The sequence below is a fragment of the Streptomyces flaveolus genome, from assembly GCF_000716535.1.
Lineage (GTDB): Bacteria > Actinomycetota > Actinomycetes > Streptomycetales > Streptomycetaceae > Streptomyces > Streptomyces flaveolus_A.
This window is the reverse complement of record NZ_JNWV01000075.1, coordinates 1-17051: the sequence shown is the minus strand read 5'-3', so window position 1 is coordinate 17051 and position 17051 is coordinate 1. Positions and strand designations below refer to the sequence as shown.

At 71.3% G+C, this 17051-nt stretch carries 8 protein-coding genes; 2 read left to right on the top strand and 6 right to left on the bottom strand.

The genetic code is table 11. The features are described from left to right. Nucleotides 1-50 precede the first annotated feature (50 nt). On the top strand, nucleotides 51-3572 hold the full coding sequence (locus tag OO52_RS44075; protein ID WP_051847973.1) for a hypothetical protein: 3522 nt from the start codon (nucleotides 51-53) through the stop codon (nucleotides 3570-3572). A 261-nt stretch (nucleotides 3573-3833) separates the two neighbouring features. Here the strand turns inward: OO52_RS44075 and OO52_RS44065 are convergent, their stop codons facing one another. The 6 genes from OO52_RS44065 to OO52_RS44040 form a co-directional block, all read right to left on the bottom strand. Further along, entirely contained in the window at nucleotides 3834-4970 is a 1137-nt protein-coding gene (locus OO52_RS44065) for a hypothetical protein (RefSeq protein WP_037631068.1), read from the bottom strand. Nucleotides 4971-5174: 204 nt separating this feature from the next. Then, the gene (locus OO52_RS44060; protein ID WP_030658567.1) at nucleotides 5175-7700 is read right to left on the bottom strand and encodes a DEAD/DEAH box helicase family protein; all 2526 of its coding nucleotides are present in this window, start codon (nucleotides 7698-7700) and stop codon (nucleotides 5175-5177) included. A 225-nt stretch (nucleotides 7701-7925) separates the two neighbouring features. Then, nucleotides 7926-8456, bottom strand: coding sequence for a hypothetical protein (locus OO52_RS44055; protein ID WP_030658570.1), 531 nt, complete (start codon nucleotides 8454-8456; stop codon nucleotides 7926-7928). After that, on the bottom strand, nucleotides 8453-10909 hold the full coding sequence (locus OO52_RS44050) for a hypothetical protein (RefSeq protein WP_030658572.1): 2457 nt from the start codon (nucleotides 10907-10909) through the stop codon (nucleotides 8453-8455). Before OO52_RS44050 ends, OO52_RS44055 begins: the two co-directional genes overlap by 4 nt. Nucleotides 10910-11361: 452 nt before the next feature. After that, the gene (locus tag OO52_RS44045) at nucleotides 11362-12486 is read right to left on the bottom strand and encodes a hypothetical protein (RefSeq protein ID WP_051819102.1); all 1125 of its coding nucleotides are present in this window, start codon (nucleotides 12484-12486) and stop codon (nucleotides 11362-11364) included. 501 nt (nucleotides 12487-12987) lie between these two features. After that, complete coding sequence (locus OO52_RS44040; RefSeq protein WP_037631069.1) at nucleotides 12988-13479, bottom strand: hypothetical protein; 492 nt, start codon at nucleotides 13477-13479, stop codon at nucleotides 12988-12990. Between the two features lie 2644 nt (nucleotides 13480-16123). Between OO52_RS44040 and OO52_RS51270 the strand changes: the two genes are divergently transcribed. Further along, nucleotides 16124-16633, top strand: a complete 510-nt coding sequence (locus tag OO52_RS51270) for a hypothetical protein (RefSeq protein ID WP_158712651.1) — start codon at nucleotides 16124-16126, stop codon at nucleotides 16631-16633. Nucleotides 16634-17051: the final 418 nt, after the last annotated feature.

Genomic DNA, 17051 nt, shown 5'->3' with positions numbered 1-17051 from the left:
TCGAGTGCTACCCGCCGGTTCGCGAGACCGTGTCGTCTACGGTGGCCTGCATGGACGACGCGACCCCGGCGACTGCCGCCCCACCCAGCCGCGAAGCTGAACTCAAGCCGGTGGACGAGGCGTTGGCCGCAGTACTGCTGGAGCAGGGCGAGGCCGGGGCCCGGGCGCTGGGGCTGCTGCGGGACGCGCACCGGATGCTGGAGGACGAGCGCTACGAGCGGCCGGCGGAGATCGCCGAAACGTGCATAAGGGGCGCCGCGGAAGCGCTGCTGAAGCTCCCCGGGTCCAGGAAAGACGGGCGCGAGCCGGTCGGCCTGCAGAGCGCGGCCCGCGCCTTGCTGAAGGCCGTGGATGCCTACCAGCCTCCTGACGAGGAACCGGCAGCGGGGGAGGGCAGAAGGAAGAAGCGAGGCTCCCGCGATCCGCAGGCGGCCTTGCGCCGTATCCGTGAGGCAGCAGAGGGACTGCGCCCCGAACTCGAGCGGCCGGGCGGGCATCACCGGCGTCGGGTGATGGGCCTGGCCGAGCGGCTGATGGGCCAGCGCCTGGGCGCAGCGCAGGAGAGTGCTCTGGACGGCTGGGGCGAGCTCTACAGCGGCACGTCGGACGTCTTGCACGGCGGCCCTTCCAGTCAGGCCCGCGCCCGCTACCGGCAGGTTCTGCGCCTGGCGCGCGAGGTGTTCGTGCCGCTTCCCGGGCGTGCCGCGGAGGTTCTGGAGCTGACCGGCCTGCGAAGTCCCACGGTCGAGGACGCCGAGAGGCTGAAGGCGTGGGCGGATCCGCGCGCGATGCGGTACTTCTTCCTCTCCCGCCCGGCCGCGGCCTGGCTGGACCTGCTGGATGAGGTCTGGCTGCTGCCCGACACCACCAGCCCGGAAGGTAATTGGCCCGCCGCCCCCTACCTCGACCATCTCACCGAAGTCGCCCCCGAGCAGGCACGGACGTGGCTGGCCGAGCACGCCGCACAAATAGCGGCGGCCGGCCCGGAAGCCACGGGCGCGCTGCTGCGCCTGGCCGCCCGCCCCGGCATCGGCCTGCACCCGAAGGTGCGCACCGTGGTGTCCGCCCTGACCCGTGAAGGGCGCGAGCCTAAGGCGGCGGACGGCTGGTTGCTACGGCTGGCCGCCGACTGGGCAGGCGACATCCTGCTGGCGGAGCGCGATGAGGACTGGATCCGCACGGTGGAGATGCTGCTGGCCGCCTTTGTACGCGTCGAGCACGACCAGGTGATCCGGATAGCCCCCAAGGACGGGGACCTGCCCGGCGACGAGACCCGAGAGCGCACCCCCCGGCTTACCGCCGCCCAGCTGCCCACCTATGAGGCCGCCGAGCTGCTCCTGGCTCTGCGGCGCACCGCCTACCCCTCGTCCCGCCGCCTTGAGGAAGGCCCGGCGCATCCGTGCCTGCCGTTGATCCGGACCGTGCTCGCCGTTTTGTTGCAGGCCGATGTGCAGCGCACGCACCCGGCCGTCCGGCACACCGCCGTCTTCCGCCGGGATCTGGACGAGGTCGCGCTGGACCACCCGGAGGCCTTCTTCGGCCCGGTGCTGGCGCGGGCGGTCCTCGACGTGGCAGCGGCCGACGCCCGCGCCGGGGTGCCCCTGGTGGAGCGCACCGCGGCACTGGTGCGGCAGGTGGGGAAGGCAGACCCACAGCTGCGCGACCGGCTGCTGGCCGCCCACCTCCAGCAGCTTCCGCCCGACGCCACCGCAGGTTCCCAGGAGGCCGACACCTGGTGGGAGAAGGCCACCGAGCTGCTTCCCGCGCTGCTGGCCCACCGCCCGACGCCGGAAGGCGCCCGGCTCGTCGACTACCTGCACCGCCACTGCCCGCCCGAGGCGGCCGCGCACCTGCACGCGCAGCTGGCCGACGCCTGCGGCCCCGTGCCCGGCCCGAAGGAACTCGCCGACTACGACCCTTCCTCGTCCGGCCCGCCACCGCGGGCCTGGATGCGGGTCTGGGACTGGTCGCCCGTGCTGCCCGCACCGGTCCTCACCGCCTGGGAGCCGGTGCTGTCCCTGCTGCGCCGCGCCAAGCCGTCCGGTCCGGCAGACCCGCGCACCGCCGAACCGTTCGTCCAAATCATGAGCAGTCTGCCGCCAGCGGTCGACGAGACCCAGGCGGCGGCCATTGCCGCCGAACACGGCCCCGCCGCGGCCGCCGACGCGCTGGCCGCCGCACCCGACGCTGGCGACTGGCGCTACCTGAAGGTGCTGCGCGCCCTGATCCAGAATGATCCGGTTGCCTGGACCACGGCACCGGCCGAGATCACCGCCCGCCTCACCCAGCCCCGCCTGCGCGCCTTCTACCTGTACCTCGCCTCTGAACAGGTCGCCAAGCGCGACACGTTCCCCGGCAACGCACTGGCCGAGGCCGCAACGACGGCCTTCGCCGTACACCGCGACACCGACCCAACCGCGAACGAGCCTCCCGCGACCGACCCTGACGACGACCAGCCGTCCACGGCGCATCTGGCCGAACAGGCGATGCTCCTGTTGGTGCTCTTCGCGTTGGGAACCGGCACCGACCTCGGCGACAGCCTCCCGGCCGTCCTGGACCACCTCTACGCCCTGACCGCACCTCTGACCAGCCCACCCGCCAGTCCGCCCGACGACACCCCACCCGGCACGATCCCCGCCGATTTCGTCGGCACCGACCCCGCCGCCCGCGCACTGCACTGCCTCCTCGAACACGCACAACACCAGCACGGCGCTCCCGGTGACGGCCTGCCCACCAGACTCCTCAACCACCTGACAACCATCACCGAAGCCACCGGCACCCAAGCCCGGACCGCCGCCGCCCTCGGCCCCTACCTGCCGCTGCTACACCAGCGGGCCCGAGATTGGCTCCTGGACCGTCGCAGCGTCCTGCTGCACCTGCCGGCCGACGGCACCCCCTCCGCCGCCTCCGCCTGGCTGCGCTGGGGCCTCTCCCACTTTCCGCTGCTCGTCGAACTTGACCGCGCCGAACTCCTGACCCGGCTGCGCACCAGCACCCCGCGAGAAGCCGCCTTCCAAGTGGGACTGGCCCTCCTGGACGATCCGCACTTCCTTGGCGACCCGACAGCGCTCCTCACCGAGCTCGCCGCTGCGGACGGCGGAGCGGCCGCGGTGTCCCGGCTGCTGGAACTCCTCGCTCACCGCGCTGACCGCGCCGCCGCTGCCCTGGTTACCGCCGCCGCCGTGGAGCTGTGGCGGGCCGCCCTGGCAGCGGACCTTCCCGAAGGTGCCCTGGCGGGAGCGGGCACATTCGCCCTGGCCAGCATCGACGACACGCTCTGGCTCGACCTCACCCTTGCCTCCGCCCGCCACACGCCTGCCCTGCGCGACACGGACCACATCGCCGAGCGATCCACCCACCACCCGGACAAACCCGCAGCCACGCAACTCACCGCCCTGCTCGTCGCCCACCCCAGCACCGACCCATGGCGCGACGCCACCGTCCGCCAACACGCCCGCACTCTCCTGGCCGCGATCGGCCAGCGACCACCGGACCCTCAACTCGCCCAGCCCACACAAGAACTGCGCAACGCCCTGATCACCGCAGGGGACATCGACGCACACGCGCTGTAACCGCCCCCGGCCGACTGAGCAGACTCATGCCGGCGCGTCACGGGCACCTCACGGCCTCGATGTCAGGCGAGGGCGTTGCAGAGGTAGGCGGGCAGCGTCTGGCAGACGGCCGGGTCCACTTCCCAGCCGGGGTGGGCGAGCTGGTCGGCAGTGATGACGACGGGGCTGCCGTCGCTCGGTCGACCGCGGAGTATCTGTGGAGGCGCGCCGACCCCCTGTACGGTTTGACTGCCCGGAGCGCCGAGGAACACTGGTCTGTGATCACAGCGTCGGCTTCTCATGCCGCGCGAGGAGTTCGGTGAAGAAGTCCTCCAGGACCTGCTTCCCGCCCGGCGCGGTGAGTTCCCAGCCGCCAAAACGGTAGATCTCATATCCGGCCAGCCGTAGTCGGCGGTCCTCGGCGACCATCTCCGCGTACAGGCGCGGCACGGCGGTATGAGTGACCCGGCCCTTCTCGTCGGGCGGATTCGCAATTCCGTAATGCTGCACGCCGTCGACCTCGATGACGATGCGGGAGCGGTCCGGCGCCAGGAGCAGGAAGTCCATCCGTTGCCGGTACAGCGCTCCCGACTGCTTGCTGCTGCGCCGCGTGTAGGGGTCGTAGTGGAGGTACACCTGGGGGATCAGAGCGGGCAGGTCGAAGCCGCCTTCCTCGGCGTAGCGGGCGCAGTAGGTGCGCATGAGCAGTTGCTCGGGCGGGGAGTCCAGCGACCGGTACAGACGCCGGTACAAGGCGTCGGCGGCACTCCTCTCGTCGGTGTCCGGCTGATGGTTCTTCGTCCACCAGGCGACCATCTGCCGCCAGGTCAACCCGTGCGGCGCCAGGGGGTCGGTGAACACCAGGCAGGTGTCGGCGTGGCGGACGATCTCGACGTCGTTGTTCACCGCGTCGCGCAGCACGATTTGCGGCTTCGCCCCGGTGGCGGCGAAGATCAGGTTCTTGAAGCTGCCAGATGGCCCCTTGGCGAACTGGCGTTCGTACTCCAGCTCCTGCAGGTCTTCCAGCGCATCCCTGGTGGGGCCGAGGATCTGCTCGATGCAGTCCCGGCGGGCCTTCCAGCTGCCGCTCATGCCGTTGTCGCGCCAGTAGGTGCCAAACCCGCGCGGCCCGTCGAACGTCCGAAACGGCCAGGCCGGCGGCTCGAGCGCGAGACGTTCCAAGACGGCGCGGTGCGCCTTGATGACGATCGGAACGTTGTCGTCGTCCAGGTGCCTGCCCTTGCCGTCGGTCCCGTGGGAGACGAAGTCGTAGTGCAGCAGCCGGGTTAGCGCGATCGCCACGTCCAGGTCGGTGTGACCGGCCGGAGGGCCGAACCGCAGCGACTCGACCAGAGCGACGTTGAGCACCCACGGCCTGGCCCAGCCGTCCCCGCTGCTGAAGAACGCCTCGATGTCCACGCACCCCCCTGCGATCCGTAGAGAGCATCCTTACTCCTGAACTTGCCAGTTCACCAGATGCCCCTGACAAGCTCCGGCCTGCCTGTAGCCCCCGGGCCGCGATCCGAGATGCCGCACCCGCCGTCGGACCCGCGTTGGTGCGGGCCGCCCGACGGCGGGTGCGGCAGGAGTGGCACCCTCACCGGATCGCGGCGCCAGCAATGCTCAGGAGGAGGTGCGTACGGGCTCGGAATAGGTGGTGAAGAACCGGTCGCCGGTCAGCTTGTGGTGCGCGAGCTGTTCGCGGACGGCCTGCTCGTCCGCCCAGCGGTCCGGGGTGCTGGCGAGCGCGGCCGCGTAACTCGTCACGGCGTCCTTCAGCTTCTCGAACAAGGCCGGGGTGACGACGCGCATGCCCGGCACCGCGATCGCCTTGGCGTCAATGACCTGGCTGGGATGCAGCATGACCGCCAGGGCCTCCACCTCCGCGTTGTGACGATTGAGCCAGCGGACGCTGCCGCCGAGCTGGTCCATGTCCTTCTTCGCGATCGTGTCGGTGGTGCACCCCGTCTTCAGCTCACACACCGCCTGCCGCGCCGCCGAGAGCGCCCACAGGTTGTCCGGGCCCGTGCCGTACAGCTTTTCCGGGCGCGTGCTGACGAACCCGAGGTGCAGGCCCAGCTTCTGCCACGCCTGTTCGGCGTCGTCGGTGCGCTCCTCGTCGCCCCACACCACGTCCTCGAACAGCGCCTGCACCGCGAGCCGGAGGCTGACGCCGTCGCTGTACTGGGCCGCCAGGAACTGGGCGGCGGCGCGTGCCTGCGCCACGGCCGCCCGGATCTGTACCGGCGCGGCGTCCACAGGCCGCAGGACGAACGGGTTGTCGTTCAGCGCCCCTGCCAGGGCCTGCTGGGCGGCCACGGGGTCGGTCAGGTGCAGGTAGGCGGCCTTCTGCTCCCGCAGCCAGCCCCGCAGCGCCTTGTCACGGTCGCCGAGGTCGTTCACCGCCTTCTGCACCTGCTCGGTTGCGGCCAGGGTGCGGCCGGTGGCCGCGAGATCGAACGCCTCGCGCAGCGCGACGGCCTCGCCCCGCACCGTCCCATGGTCGGCATAGCGCACCTCCGCCAGCGCCCGTCGGCTGCGCTGCGTCCACTGCGGCACCCTCCCGAGGCAGGCCCGGAGCGCTTGGCGCACCGCGGCCAGGCCCTCGCCCTTGATCTGGCTCGCGATGTCCCGGCTCAGCTTCAGCTGCGCCTGTGTCGCCGGGGAGAACAGGGCCAGGTGACGGGCGTCGTGGATCGCCGTGGCGAGCTTCGCCCCCAGCAGCAGGACCGCGCAGTAGTCCTCGCCGTCGCGCACACCGCGGCCCATGCCCTGCTCGATCCGCTGGACCTCCCTGGCCAGACGGACGGTGCTGTCGGCCAGAGCAACGGCCTCGCGCCGCTCCACCCCGTCCAAGGGCCGGGGGACACCGTCGAGGATCAGCAGACGGCAGGCGTCGGCCGGGAGGTTGACGCCGTCGTACTTGTTGACCAGCACCACCAGGCCCACGTGGCCGCTCTGGAGTTCCTTCACGCCCGCCTCGAGGTCACCGACCCGCCAGATGTGGTGAGCGTGGCGTGTCCAGTGCGCGGCGGCCCGGTCGCTGGGCACCAGCACCACCACATTGACCGGATCGGCCTCGGCCACGCCGTCACCGTCCTGGTCTCCGTCGGCGAACTGGCGGGCCAGCACGCGGACGGCCTCGTCGTCCAGGTCCGGGTTGAGCGCCACCGGGGCCAGGATCATCCGCTCCCCGAGGTCGGCCGCGCTGCCCGGCGTGACGGGCTTGGCGACGAGTGCCGGGTCGGCACCGAAGTCGGTGACCAGGGCGCTGTCGTCGGCCAGCGTCGCGGTCAGGTAGACCCGGCGGCGGGCACGCACGAACGACGGGATGCGGTCGATCGGCGTGCACGAGGGCCGGATCTCGACCGCCGACGATGTCGCCGTCGCGGTGCACAGGTGCAGCACCTCCGCGAGCAGCGGCCATACGAACTCGAAGACCCGCTCCGTGCGGTGCGGGCGCAGGATCTTCAGCACCTCGTCGCGCTTGTCGGCCCACGCCCAGAACGGAATCGGTGCCAAAGCGGTGGGGTCCTTGTCCTCCAACGCCGACCACGCGTTCGCAGACTGGTGGCGCAGGTCCTGCGCGAACAACTCCAGCAGCTTGCCGTACGCCTCGTGCCCGGCGGGCACCCGCAGCCGGAACTGGTCCTCGGTCCGCGCCAGCGCGGCGTGTGCGTCATCGACGACGACGATGCCCAGATCGAGCGGTTCCTTCCCGTCCCCGACGACACCGAAAGCCGACCTGCCGTTGAGCAGCTTCTGGTAGTTCGTCACCAGCACGGCCTGAGCCGTCAGGAACGCCGGGTCGTACGGATCGTCCGTGGTGGCCACATCGAGCTTGGCGGCCTCCTCGCGGGCCTGCTTGACCAGGTAGTTGTCCGGCGTCAGGTATACGGCCTTGCCGATGCCCTCGTTCAGGGTGCTCTGCGCGATCAGCAGACCGACGGCCGTCTTGCCCCCGCCGGTGTTCTGCTTGATCACGACATCGCGGTCGTGGCGCCGGTGATCGAACCACTGGTCCAGTACCTCGCCCTGCTCATGCCGCAGATACGGCCACGGCCGGCTGGCCAGCCCCGCGTAGATGTCCCGGGGCCGCAGCAGCGCCTCGCTGTCCCCCGTGCCGATCAGGTCCCAATCCAGCGCCATCGCGCCGTCCCTCCCTCACCTGGCCAGGCGGCGTCCCGCCGCCTGCCCCTCTTCGTTGCTCAGTGCCGTCGCACACCCGGCGACGACCTCGCACCGCACCGATGTTCCTGGGCCTCGGTGCCGCCCTTCCGCGGTCCGACTGCCACGCCCACCGGCGGGTGCCTTCCTGGCCCGCCTGGAAGTGGCGGCGAGGAAGGCACCCGTTCGCGAACCGGGCCCGGTCCGTCAGGCCAGCGCCGCCGGCCGGTCACCGGTGTCGTCTCCGGCAGGCCGGGGACGGACAATCTGTGACGTGGGTCGGGCGGTGACCCGGGCGAGCCACTGCTGCTGAGTGACCACGGGCCACGTACGCGGGCCCATGCGGCCGCGCAGCCCGATCAGGTCGGCGGCCCGGCCCTCGGCGGCCTCGATTGCCTGCGGCGGACTGAAGGGATCGGCCTCCACGACGAACACCCCCGTATAGACGCGGGAGCGCTCGGGATGACGGAAGTGATCCCTCAGCCGGGCACCGACTCCGCCGTCGCGGTGCGCCTTGCCCAGCCACCGCAGCCGCCCCTCGGCGTCGACCGCCAGGTACAGCCCGGCGAGGACCTCGTCCAGCACCGCGAGGGTCTCCTCCCGCTGCCGGGTCTCCAGGCTGTACGGGGCGGGCCAGGCGCCGCACCGCAGCGGGCCCAGCGCTGTCCACGCATGCCGCAGTACCCGCACGTTCACCACCGGCCCGGCGACCGGCTCCACGCAGCAGTCGGCGCTCACAGCGACGTCACCGCCACGGTGGCCGAGTCCAGCAGCTCGACGATCTGCCCGCACTGCTTCTTGATCTCGCGAATGTCCTTCACGTACAGCTTCTGCACCTCGGCGGGCTCCTCCTCGGCACCGGCCTCCTCACGGGCGCGCACGGCGTCCTCGACCGTCGTCAGGAGCAGGCCGATCTGCTCGGCGGCGGTGGCGACGTTCTCCTTGCTGCTGTCCACCAGGGAGGTCAGCGCGCCGCGCAGGCGGGTCATGCGGGTGAGCGCGTCCTCCGGGATCTCCTCCTCGACCTCGACGGTCGACGTGCCGCTCTCCTCGCCCTCGACACCGGAGGTGTCGTCCGTGGGCGGCTGATCGCGCTTGACCCTGCGGAAGGAGGTCTTCGGGAACATGGTGTCGAACCACTGCTTGTCGGCGAGGACCCCCTCGCGCGGGTGGCCATGGGCGTCGGGCGCCCAGAAGGTGCCCGGCACCAGACCGTCCCCGGCCGGCGTGTCGGGGGCGCGCAGCGCCGCCTCGGCGAACGCGACCAGCAGCTCACGGGTCACCCCCTCCGGGGGTCTGGTGTAGGCGTCCAGCAGCGCCTGGACCGCGTTGGACGGCGTACGCCGCACACCCTTGCGGTCCTCGCTCTTCTCGGAGCCCTGGCCGGCGGTGACGAACGGCTCGGCAGCGTTGATCAGCCCCGGCACCAGGTGCCGGCGCACCAGGATCTCCCAGGCCTTGGCGTCCCCCTGGCGGCAGGCAGTCAGCATCGAGGCGAGACTGCGCGCGTCCGGCCGCACCCCGTACTGCACGTCGCGGGCGCCGAACAGGCCCCGGGCGGCGAGCAGGGGGCCGCGGTGGACGAAGTGCTGCGCGACCACAGCCGCCCACATCTCCGCCCGGCGATCGGCCCTGGCCGCGTTCGACTGACTCCACGGAGCCTCCTGCAGGGCCGTGCGCACCACGGGCCAGTACCGGCCGGTGGGCATGGCGGCGCGCGGCGCCAGGTCCTGCGGCCGCGGCGGGACCGGCGGGAACACCATCACGGTGGCACAGCGGATCGCCACGTCCCGCAGGGTCAGAGCACTCACCTCGTCCCCCGGAGACAGCAGCACCTTGAGCTCGTCGAGCGCCCGGGCCCCGACCAGGGCGTCGGCAATCGCGTCCTCGTCCAGCGCGCCGGCCGCGATGCGTCCCTGGGCGACCTCCTTGGCGAGGAGCTCACCGAGCAGGCCCTTGGCCTGATAAGCCTTGACCAGGGTCGACCACAGTCCCAGGGCACGGTCCATGTCGTCGTACTCGAGCTGGCCGCGCAGGTGCTCGTGCACGTTCAGCTGGCGCAGCGACTCCTCCAGCCGCTCCGGCTTCCTGGCGCCGACCACGACCCGGGCGGACACCTGCGCGATCCGAGCGGCGCGCATCGGACGCTCCTCCGCGTCACGGCCGGGCTCACCGTACGCGGCATTCAGCGTGGCGCTGATCCGCCGCAGCACCTCGCCCAGCCCCTGCACGACCAGCCGCCGGTTCTCCTCCTCCCCGGGCAGACGCAGCAGGTACTGCGGCACCCCGGTCAGCAGCTGCTGCGCCGACAGCCCGAAGACGTTCAGCCGGGCATCGGCACGGTTGGCGCCCGTGACCTGACTGCCCCGCCAGATGTCCCGCCGGGTCCCATTGGGGTCGACCACCGGGGTCCGCTGGAGCACGACCACGGTGGACTCCCGCTGGCCCTCCTGCACCAGGGACTCCGCCAGGTCGTAGGAACGCAACCGGGCCCGCCGCTGCAGCATCTCCACGGCGTACCGCTGCACCTCGACGGCGACCTCCGCGGGAACCTCCTCCGCGGAGAGCGCCGCGAGCGGCACCCCGTCCTCGACGGCGGCCCGCACCACCGGCAGCGGGCGCCGGCCGCCCAGCGCCTGCTCCACCGCCTCCAGCTCCCGCTGAGCACGCGCCAGTTCGTCCTCAGCGGTCCTCACCGCGGCCACAGCCGCGTCCTTCTCCGCCGGCGTCGCGGTCGAGGCCAGCCCCCGCTGCGCCGCCTTCGCACGCTCCAGCACGACGGACCATTCGGCCACGGCCCGCTGCTGGCCGACGAGTTCCTTCAGGCGGTCGAGGTTGTCGGGCGAGGGATGCAGCCAGTCGCTGCGCGTGCGGTCGTTGTTGACCCAGGGCAGCGTCGCCGCCCCGTGCAGGGCCACATTCAGCAGCAGCAGCGCCCCGTCGGTGTCGCGCTGCTCGACATGGAAAGCCGTGCCGCGCAGGAAGCGGCCGCCGTCGCGGCGGCGTTCGATGACACGCTTGGCCTCACCCCGGCCGAGCGCCGGAGCGAGCCCGTCGAGCACGGCCTGCCGGGGAACAGGCGCGAAGCCCTCCGCCGCGCAGGTGTTGGCGATGGCCTCGTAGAGGTGCTCCGCCCACTCAGAGGTGGTCGGGTAGGGGAAGGGCCCTTCGGGGCCCTTGCGGGAAGACATGAGAACAGACGGTCCTTTCCCGGAAACCCTCGTGGCCCCGGGTGCGACGAAACGCATCCGGCGGTCCTGCCGGGTGCCACACGCACCCCGAACCGCAGGCACTCCTGTCCAGGGAGCACCGGCGAGGGCCGCCGTCACCGTCACGCACACTGAGCGCGCACCGGCGAAGACCGTCTGCCCCTTCGAGTCCACCACCGGAGACGGCGCACGCCACCGGACAACTCCCTACGAAACCGAGGGGCCTCCGCAGCGCACAGCTCAACACCCCCTCCGCCGACGGCGGCACGGGGCTGGCAGGTCGTCAGGACCACTGACGTGCCCCGACAGAGTGCCAGATACCATATGAATCAGACAAGGTGGATTAAATAATCCGTGGAGGACGCGCGTAGAGCCACACGGCTCAGGCGCGGCGGCCATACGGATCACCGAGCCGCCGACCAGCTTCCCGACCTTCAGGCGGCGCCCGCCGAGCCATCGTCCGCGCGGCTGCCCACCGCCCGCCTTGCGTCTCGCGACTCGTGCAGGGTGCGGGTCCATGCCTCCATGAAGGCGGCCGGGCCGGTGTCGTCGCCGGGCAGACGGAAGATCTTCGGGTCGGCCGTGAGCTGCTCCATGAGCGCTTCGTACATCCCGTCGAAGGGGGGTCCGAGGCAGACCGCCAAGTTCTCGGCGAGCTGCCTGGCGGAGGGGTTAAGGGCGATGACGTGGTCCAGGACCGGACCCATGCCCCACTCGTCGATCCGGCCCCGCAGCGCGGCGAGTGCCGGCGTGTCCGGCATGAACAGCCCGTGCATCACGTACAGCCCGTAGAACCCGCGCAGGCCGAGGAGTACCGTCCGCGCCCGCACCAGCTCCTCGTCACTGGCCCGCTGGACCCGGCCCAGCGTATCCGCCTGCCGCTGGAACATCCCCCAGTCCACCGGTGGCCCCTCGCCGCGCTCGGCCGCCCCCAGCATCTGCGCCCAGTCCTCGACTGTCAGGCCGAACATCCCGAAGGAGGCGAATGCCTCGGCCAGCGCGTCGGCTCCCACTTCCTCCGCCCCCAGGCCGATCGCCGCGACCAGGTGCGCCATGCCCTTGAAGTCCGGCCCGTCCGGCAGCTCCTCATCGGTTTCGAGCGCCGCGCGCACCAGGGTGGGGTGCGCCAGCCCCCGGTAGAGCTTGATAAGCCGGTCGGCGCGCTCGTACAGCGCGTCCTGCCCTTCCTCGCCCGCCCCGGCAGCGTGGCGGGCGAACTCCACCAGGCGCTGCGACGCCGACCGTTGCAGCACCCACACCAGGGCCTGGCGAACGGCGTCCATCGGGGGCTCCGGCACCTGAACCGCCCCCGGCATCACCGGCATGCCGGCCTCCGCGAACCACTCCAGCACGGCCAGCCGCCGGTCCCGCCCCTGACGAAGATGCCGCGCCAAAGCCGCCGCGCTCTCCACCACCATCGGATCGACCGCATCCACCGCCGAACCCCGGCCACGCCCGAGCCCGCGGCGCCGGTGCCGCGGCAACAGCCCCGCCCGCCGCCAGCTCTCCAACTGGCTTGCCGTCACCGCCAGTTCTTTCGCAGCCAGTTCACGGACCACTCGCTGATCAGCCGGACTCGGTGCTCCTCGTGCCACGCCCACCATTACAACCCCGAGAGGTGTGAATTTTCGCGGGTGCACGGCTCTGGCTCACTGGTCCCAGAACACATCCCGCACGGCGCGCCACCGCGCCCTGCCCAAACAAAAGGACACCCACCATGGCGAACAACGACTGCACGCCCTCTGCCGGCCCCGCACACGGACAATGCGGCTGCCGTGCCCGCCTCGTGGCGGAGTCTTGTCGCCGTCGCACTCCTGAACGGAGCCGTCCGCCGCATCGGGAGCTTCCTGATCGGCCTTGTCGTGACCTGGCGGCAGCACGACTGACACCCCGGCCGCTCGGCACCGACCTGCCCGAAGTCCCACACCGCGCTCCTGACCCTGCGGGCGCTGTGAAAGCGGCGGACCTGAAGAACCGTGGCCGTAGCCCCTGTTCAGCACCGTACAGCTGCCGGGAAGGTTCGCCGATCGCCAAGGCGGGGGAGCGGCGAGAGCGAGTTCTCAGCGCGTTCGGACGGAGGCTCCGTAGGTGTCGGTCTGGCGGAGTACGGCCACGTCTTGTGGCGGTGCCGGCCATACCTGGATGAGGTACCACTCGGTGACCTCGTCCGGGGCGAGGTCGATGGCGGTGTCCCGGCCGCGGGCATGGATGCGCAGCCGGTAGTCGTCGGGGCCCGCGAAGGAGAGCACCGGCAGCTCCTCGTCCAGGTCGTCCATCAGTCCTCGCACCATCAGCTCTCCCGACACCGAGTGCAGGGACATCTCGACGATCTCCTCCCACACGTCGTCCCCGGGCTGCGGGGCTTCGGTGTGGCAGGTGACGGTGACGTCGACGTCCCCGGTGTGGATGGCGGCGATGCCGTCTTGCACCTCGATCAGGCCGTTGTGCTCGCGAGGCAGATCGGGGCCGGCGGGGCCGTCCTCGTCGCTGATCTGGAACTGGTGGTACTGCACGGGCACAAGCTCGCGCCCTTGCTCGTCCTGGTCGCTCATGGAGTGTTCCTGGTGATCGGAGACGTGGTCAGGGCCTGATCCAGACGAGGAACCTATCCTTCTCCAGGACCCGGTTGCAGAGGTAGAAGCGGCCAAGAGCGCCTTGCCGCCCTCTTCATTCTGCTTGGCGTTGATCATGCGCCAGCTGAACTGGCCGCCTCCGGTACGAGAGGCGGCCCGGGTCAGGCCAGGGAGGCCTGCTTCGCCAGCGCGGCGAGGGGGGAGCGCTGGCCTTCTCCACCACGCGCAGCTGCGCCCAGTCGACCTCGGGGTGCGCGCAGGGGATCGCGTCGATGGACGCTCTGGGCGGCCTGCCTCAGCCACCTCCGCCGTCGGCTTGATGTCCGGCTGTCCCCCTGCCGCGCCTGTCACGGCCGCTTCTGCCAGATTCCTCGGCCCTGGGCCGTCGTCGGGCCGTCCCGCCCGTCGGCTGCCTCGGCCGCGCGGCTGCGCCCGGCGCGCTCGCCGCCGCCTGTTGGTTCACCCTCGCCGTGGCGGTCTGCCGCTGTCACCCGGGCTCCGATCGCCCTGTCGGCCACCGGCCGCTACTGGCCGCCGCGGCTCGGCCGATACGTGGGCCGCCGCCCGCTTCCTGCCGCCGCGCGCATGCCGCCTATCGCCGCCGCCCCGCCGCTGTCGGTCCTCGGCTGCGCCGAGCCGCTGCCGCCCTGCGTCCCGGGGGCGGAGAGCTGCCGACAGGCCGGCCGCAGCGCTGCGGCCGCGCGCCGGTCTCCCGGTCACCCCCGCCGCCCGGCCGCGCCGGTGCCGTGCTTTTTGTCCTGGCCCGTCCCTCCTGCCCCCGCGTCCCGTCCGCGTGGGCCGAGCCGGCTGTGCCGATTCCGCACCGCCTCCATCTGGCCGTTCCGCCGCCTGCGCCGGGCTGCGTCGCCTCTCCCCTGTGACCTGTCTCCGCCCGCTGGCCGCCCGGCTGTCCCATTGATGGCCGCGTCCGCCGTGCCGTGTCGGGCCGTATACCGCCGACCGGACCTGCGCGGGTCCCGGCCGGGCAGGCCCGGCCTGCGGCGGTTTGGTGGCCGCCTGCCCCCGCCGTGCCCCGCTGAGCCTTCCACCCCCGGGCCCGCCCTCACGTCGGCCGCTGGCCGCCATCTGAGCCACCGTGCCCGCCGCGCTGCCCGCGCCCGCCGCCTGCCCGCTCCTGCTGCGCCCGTGTGCCGTCCCGCGGTCGGCCACCCGCCGCACCGGCCCTTTGGGCCGACGGCCGGACGGGCCCCCGCTCCCGGCCGTCGGCCCCCGCCCGCTGGCCGGCCGTCCTGGGCCCGGGTCCGCCGCCGTCCCCCCGGGCCTCGCCGCACCCCCGCTGTGCTGCGGCCGTACGGCGCCGTGCACGAAGGCGGACTCCCACGCCGTGGTCCCGCCGCGCCCCTGGCCGCCCGCGCGCGGCCTCCAGCCGTGCGTCCGGCGGTCCGCCGTCCCGGCTACCGCGCCGCGCCGGTCCCTGGCCGTCCGGAGGCTTGCGCCGAGCTGTGCGGTGTCCTGCCGGGCCCGGCCGTCCCGCGTGCCGCCCGCCGCCTACCCACCGTCCCGGAAACCGGGCCACCTGCCGTCCCCCGTCCTGCGGCCGCGCCGACCGATTTTTCCCACCGGTTCCTTGGTGAGTTCCAGGAGTAGGCGCATGGTCGCGCCGACGGCCCTGCACTCCGCGACTCGGTCCGCGGGCCGCACCTACGACCAGGCCGGATGGCTCGCCTCCGTCTCCCAGGGCACCGACGACCGCTACTTCCAACGCGATGACGGACGCATCATCGCGGACTATTCCCAGGGCGCCGCCACCACCGGCCTTGCCGACCGCAAACTGAGGCCTGGCCTGCCGTGCGCCCAAGAGCCCGCGTCGGGCCAACCCGCTGATGTCCGCGCTGCGGAGATACTCGACAAGGCCGAGGCCCAGGCTTCCGAAGCTGCTCGCCTGTACGGACGGTGGGCGCGCCACTCCACCGCCCGCCCCTACCTGGCCGATATGCCACCGGGCCAACGCCGAGCACACGCCGACGACTTCCGGACCGCAGCGTTCCAGGTGGTGATCGACACCCTCCTCGACCCGCCAGACAGCGTTTCCCCGGCCGAGGACGGACCCCCGCCCTGGGAGCAGGTCTACCCGCTGGCCGTCGGAATCGCCCACCATTACTGGTTCGATCCCACCGGGCAGGTCCATGATCGTCAGCGAGCCGGGCACCAGGGAATCGTCATACAGACTGCCCCGCTCGGGCGGGCCATGCGCCGCCACGGGCGGTCCTTGCCTGGCTGTCCGGTGACCATCCCGGCCGAGATCTCCCGGTGGCAGCAGTCGCATCGAACTCGGGGCATCTTCGCGTACCCAAGTGTGGCCGGGCCTGGCTTGCTCGCGCCTCACTTTCCCGATCCTCCGCGGTACTCCTGCGCCGCGCAGCCCAGTGCCGGCCAGAACGGCCGTACTGGCCGAGCTGCGACGCGGTCGGCAGCGAGAGGGCGCAGGGCGGACTCGACTCGCGACTCGTCATGACCAGTGTTTAGATGGAGTTACGGGTGAGCTGGCTCTCGTGACTACACCGAGGCGGAACAGTTCTTACCGGAAGAAACATCCCTCCCCAACTACGAAAGATCCCGAGCCGCAGGCCATGCCCGGTTCCGGGTAACGAGGGGAACTCTCATGGCCCATTACACTAAAGAGCCACCAACTTGCACGTCAGAGATTCTGTTCGTCGGGACAACCGGCCTCGCGCCCATCGCAAACTCCCCGGACGTACCAGTTGAACTGTACATCGATGTTTTGGCACCAGAGCGCTACATCGACGTGTACTTTGCATCAGTCTCGCTCTACATCGACATCCTGACTCCGGGGGTGAGGATGGTCCCGCATCCACTCACGAACCCAAGTGGTGAGTGGTCTATCTGGGACGGCACCAAGTGGGTCGTCACATTGACGTCGACCCACCCGTCGACAGATCGACTGCGGCTGAGGAACTTCGACATTCACGTGACCAGTGGCGCCACGAACGGCAAAACGCACCGTACCGGCATAGTTGGCCTCGCCGATGACGAGGCATTGGAACTCCGCGCTCACGTCGATGCGATCAACGCGGTTGCCAACACGCAAAGCTGTATGATTCACATGACGGACTTTCATGTAAATGACCGGCTACCAGGTTTCCTCAAGTAGCCTGTGTCTGCACGGTCCTTAGGTGATTCACCACGGCTTCCGCCTGATGGGGTCGCAAAGGCATTCAGAGACCTGCTTTCTGCTCGGCTGTAGAGATTTCCGCTGTCAGCAGTGGAGCTGACAGACCGGTATTTCTCTGCGTGCGATGAGGGGGGAGCCGGCGTAGGGGGTGCGTGCTGATCCCAGACTCTATCCCGAGCATGCGTCATGACGCATGATGGTTTGGGGAAGGTTCGTCAGTTCGGCTGGTCCTGGTGTGGGATCGCGTGAGCGCCTCGCTTCACCTGATCTTGAGTGCTGGTGCCTGGCCGGTGGTGCAGTGAGGGTTGAGGGCCCGTCAGTCCAGTTCCCGCCAAGCGAGAACCCAGGTCGCGAACCCTTTTACTGCCGCTGCTTCAGGCGGGCGCGGAGCGCACGC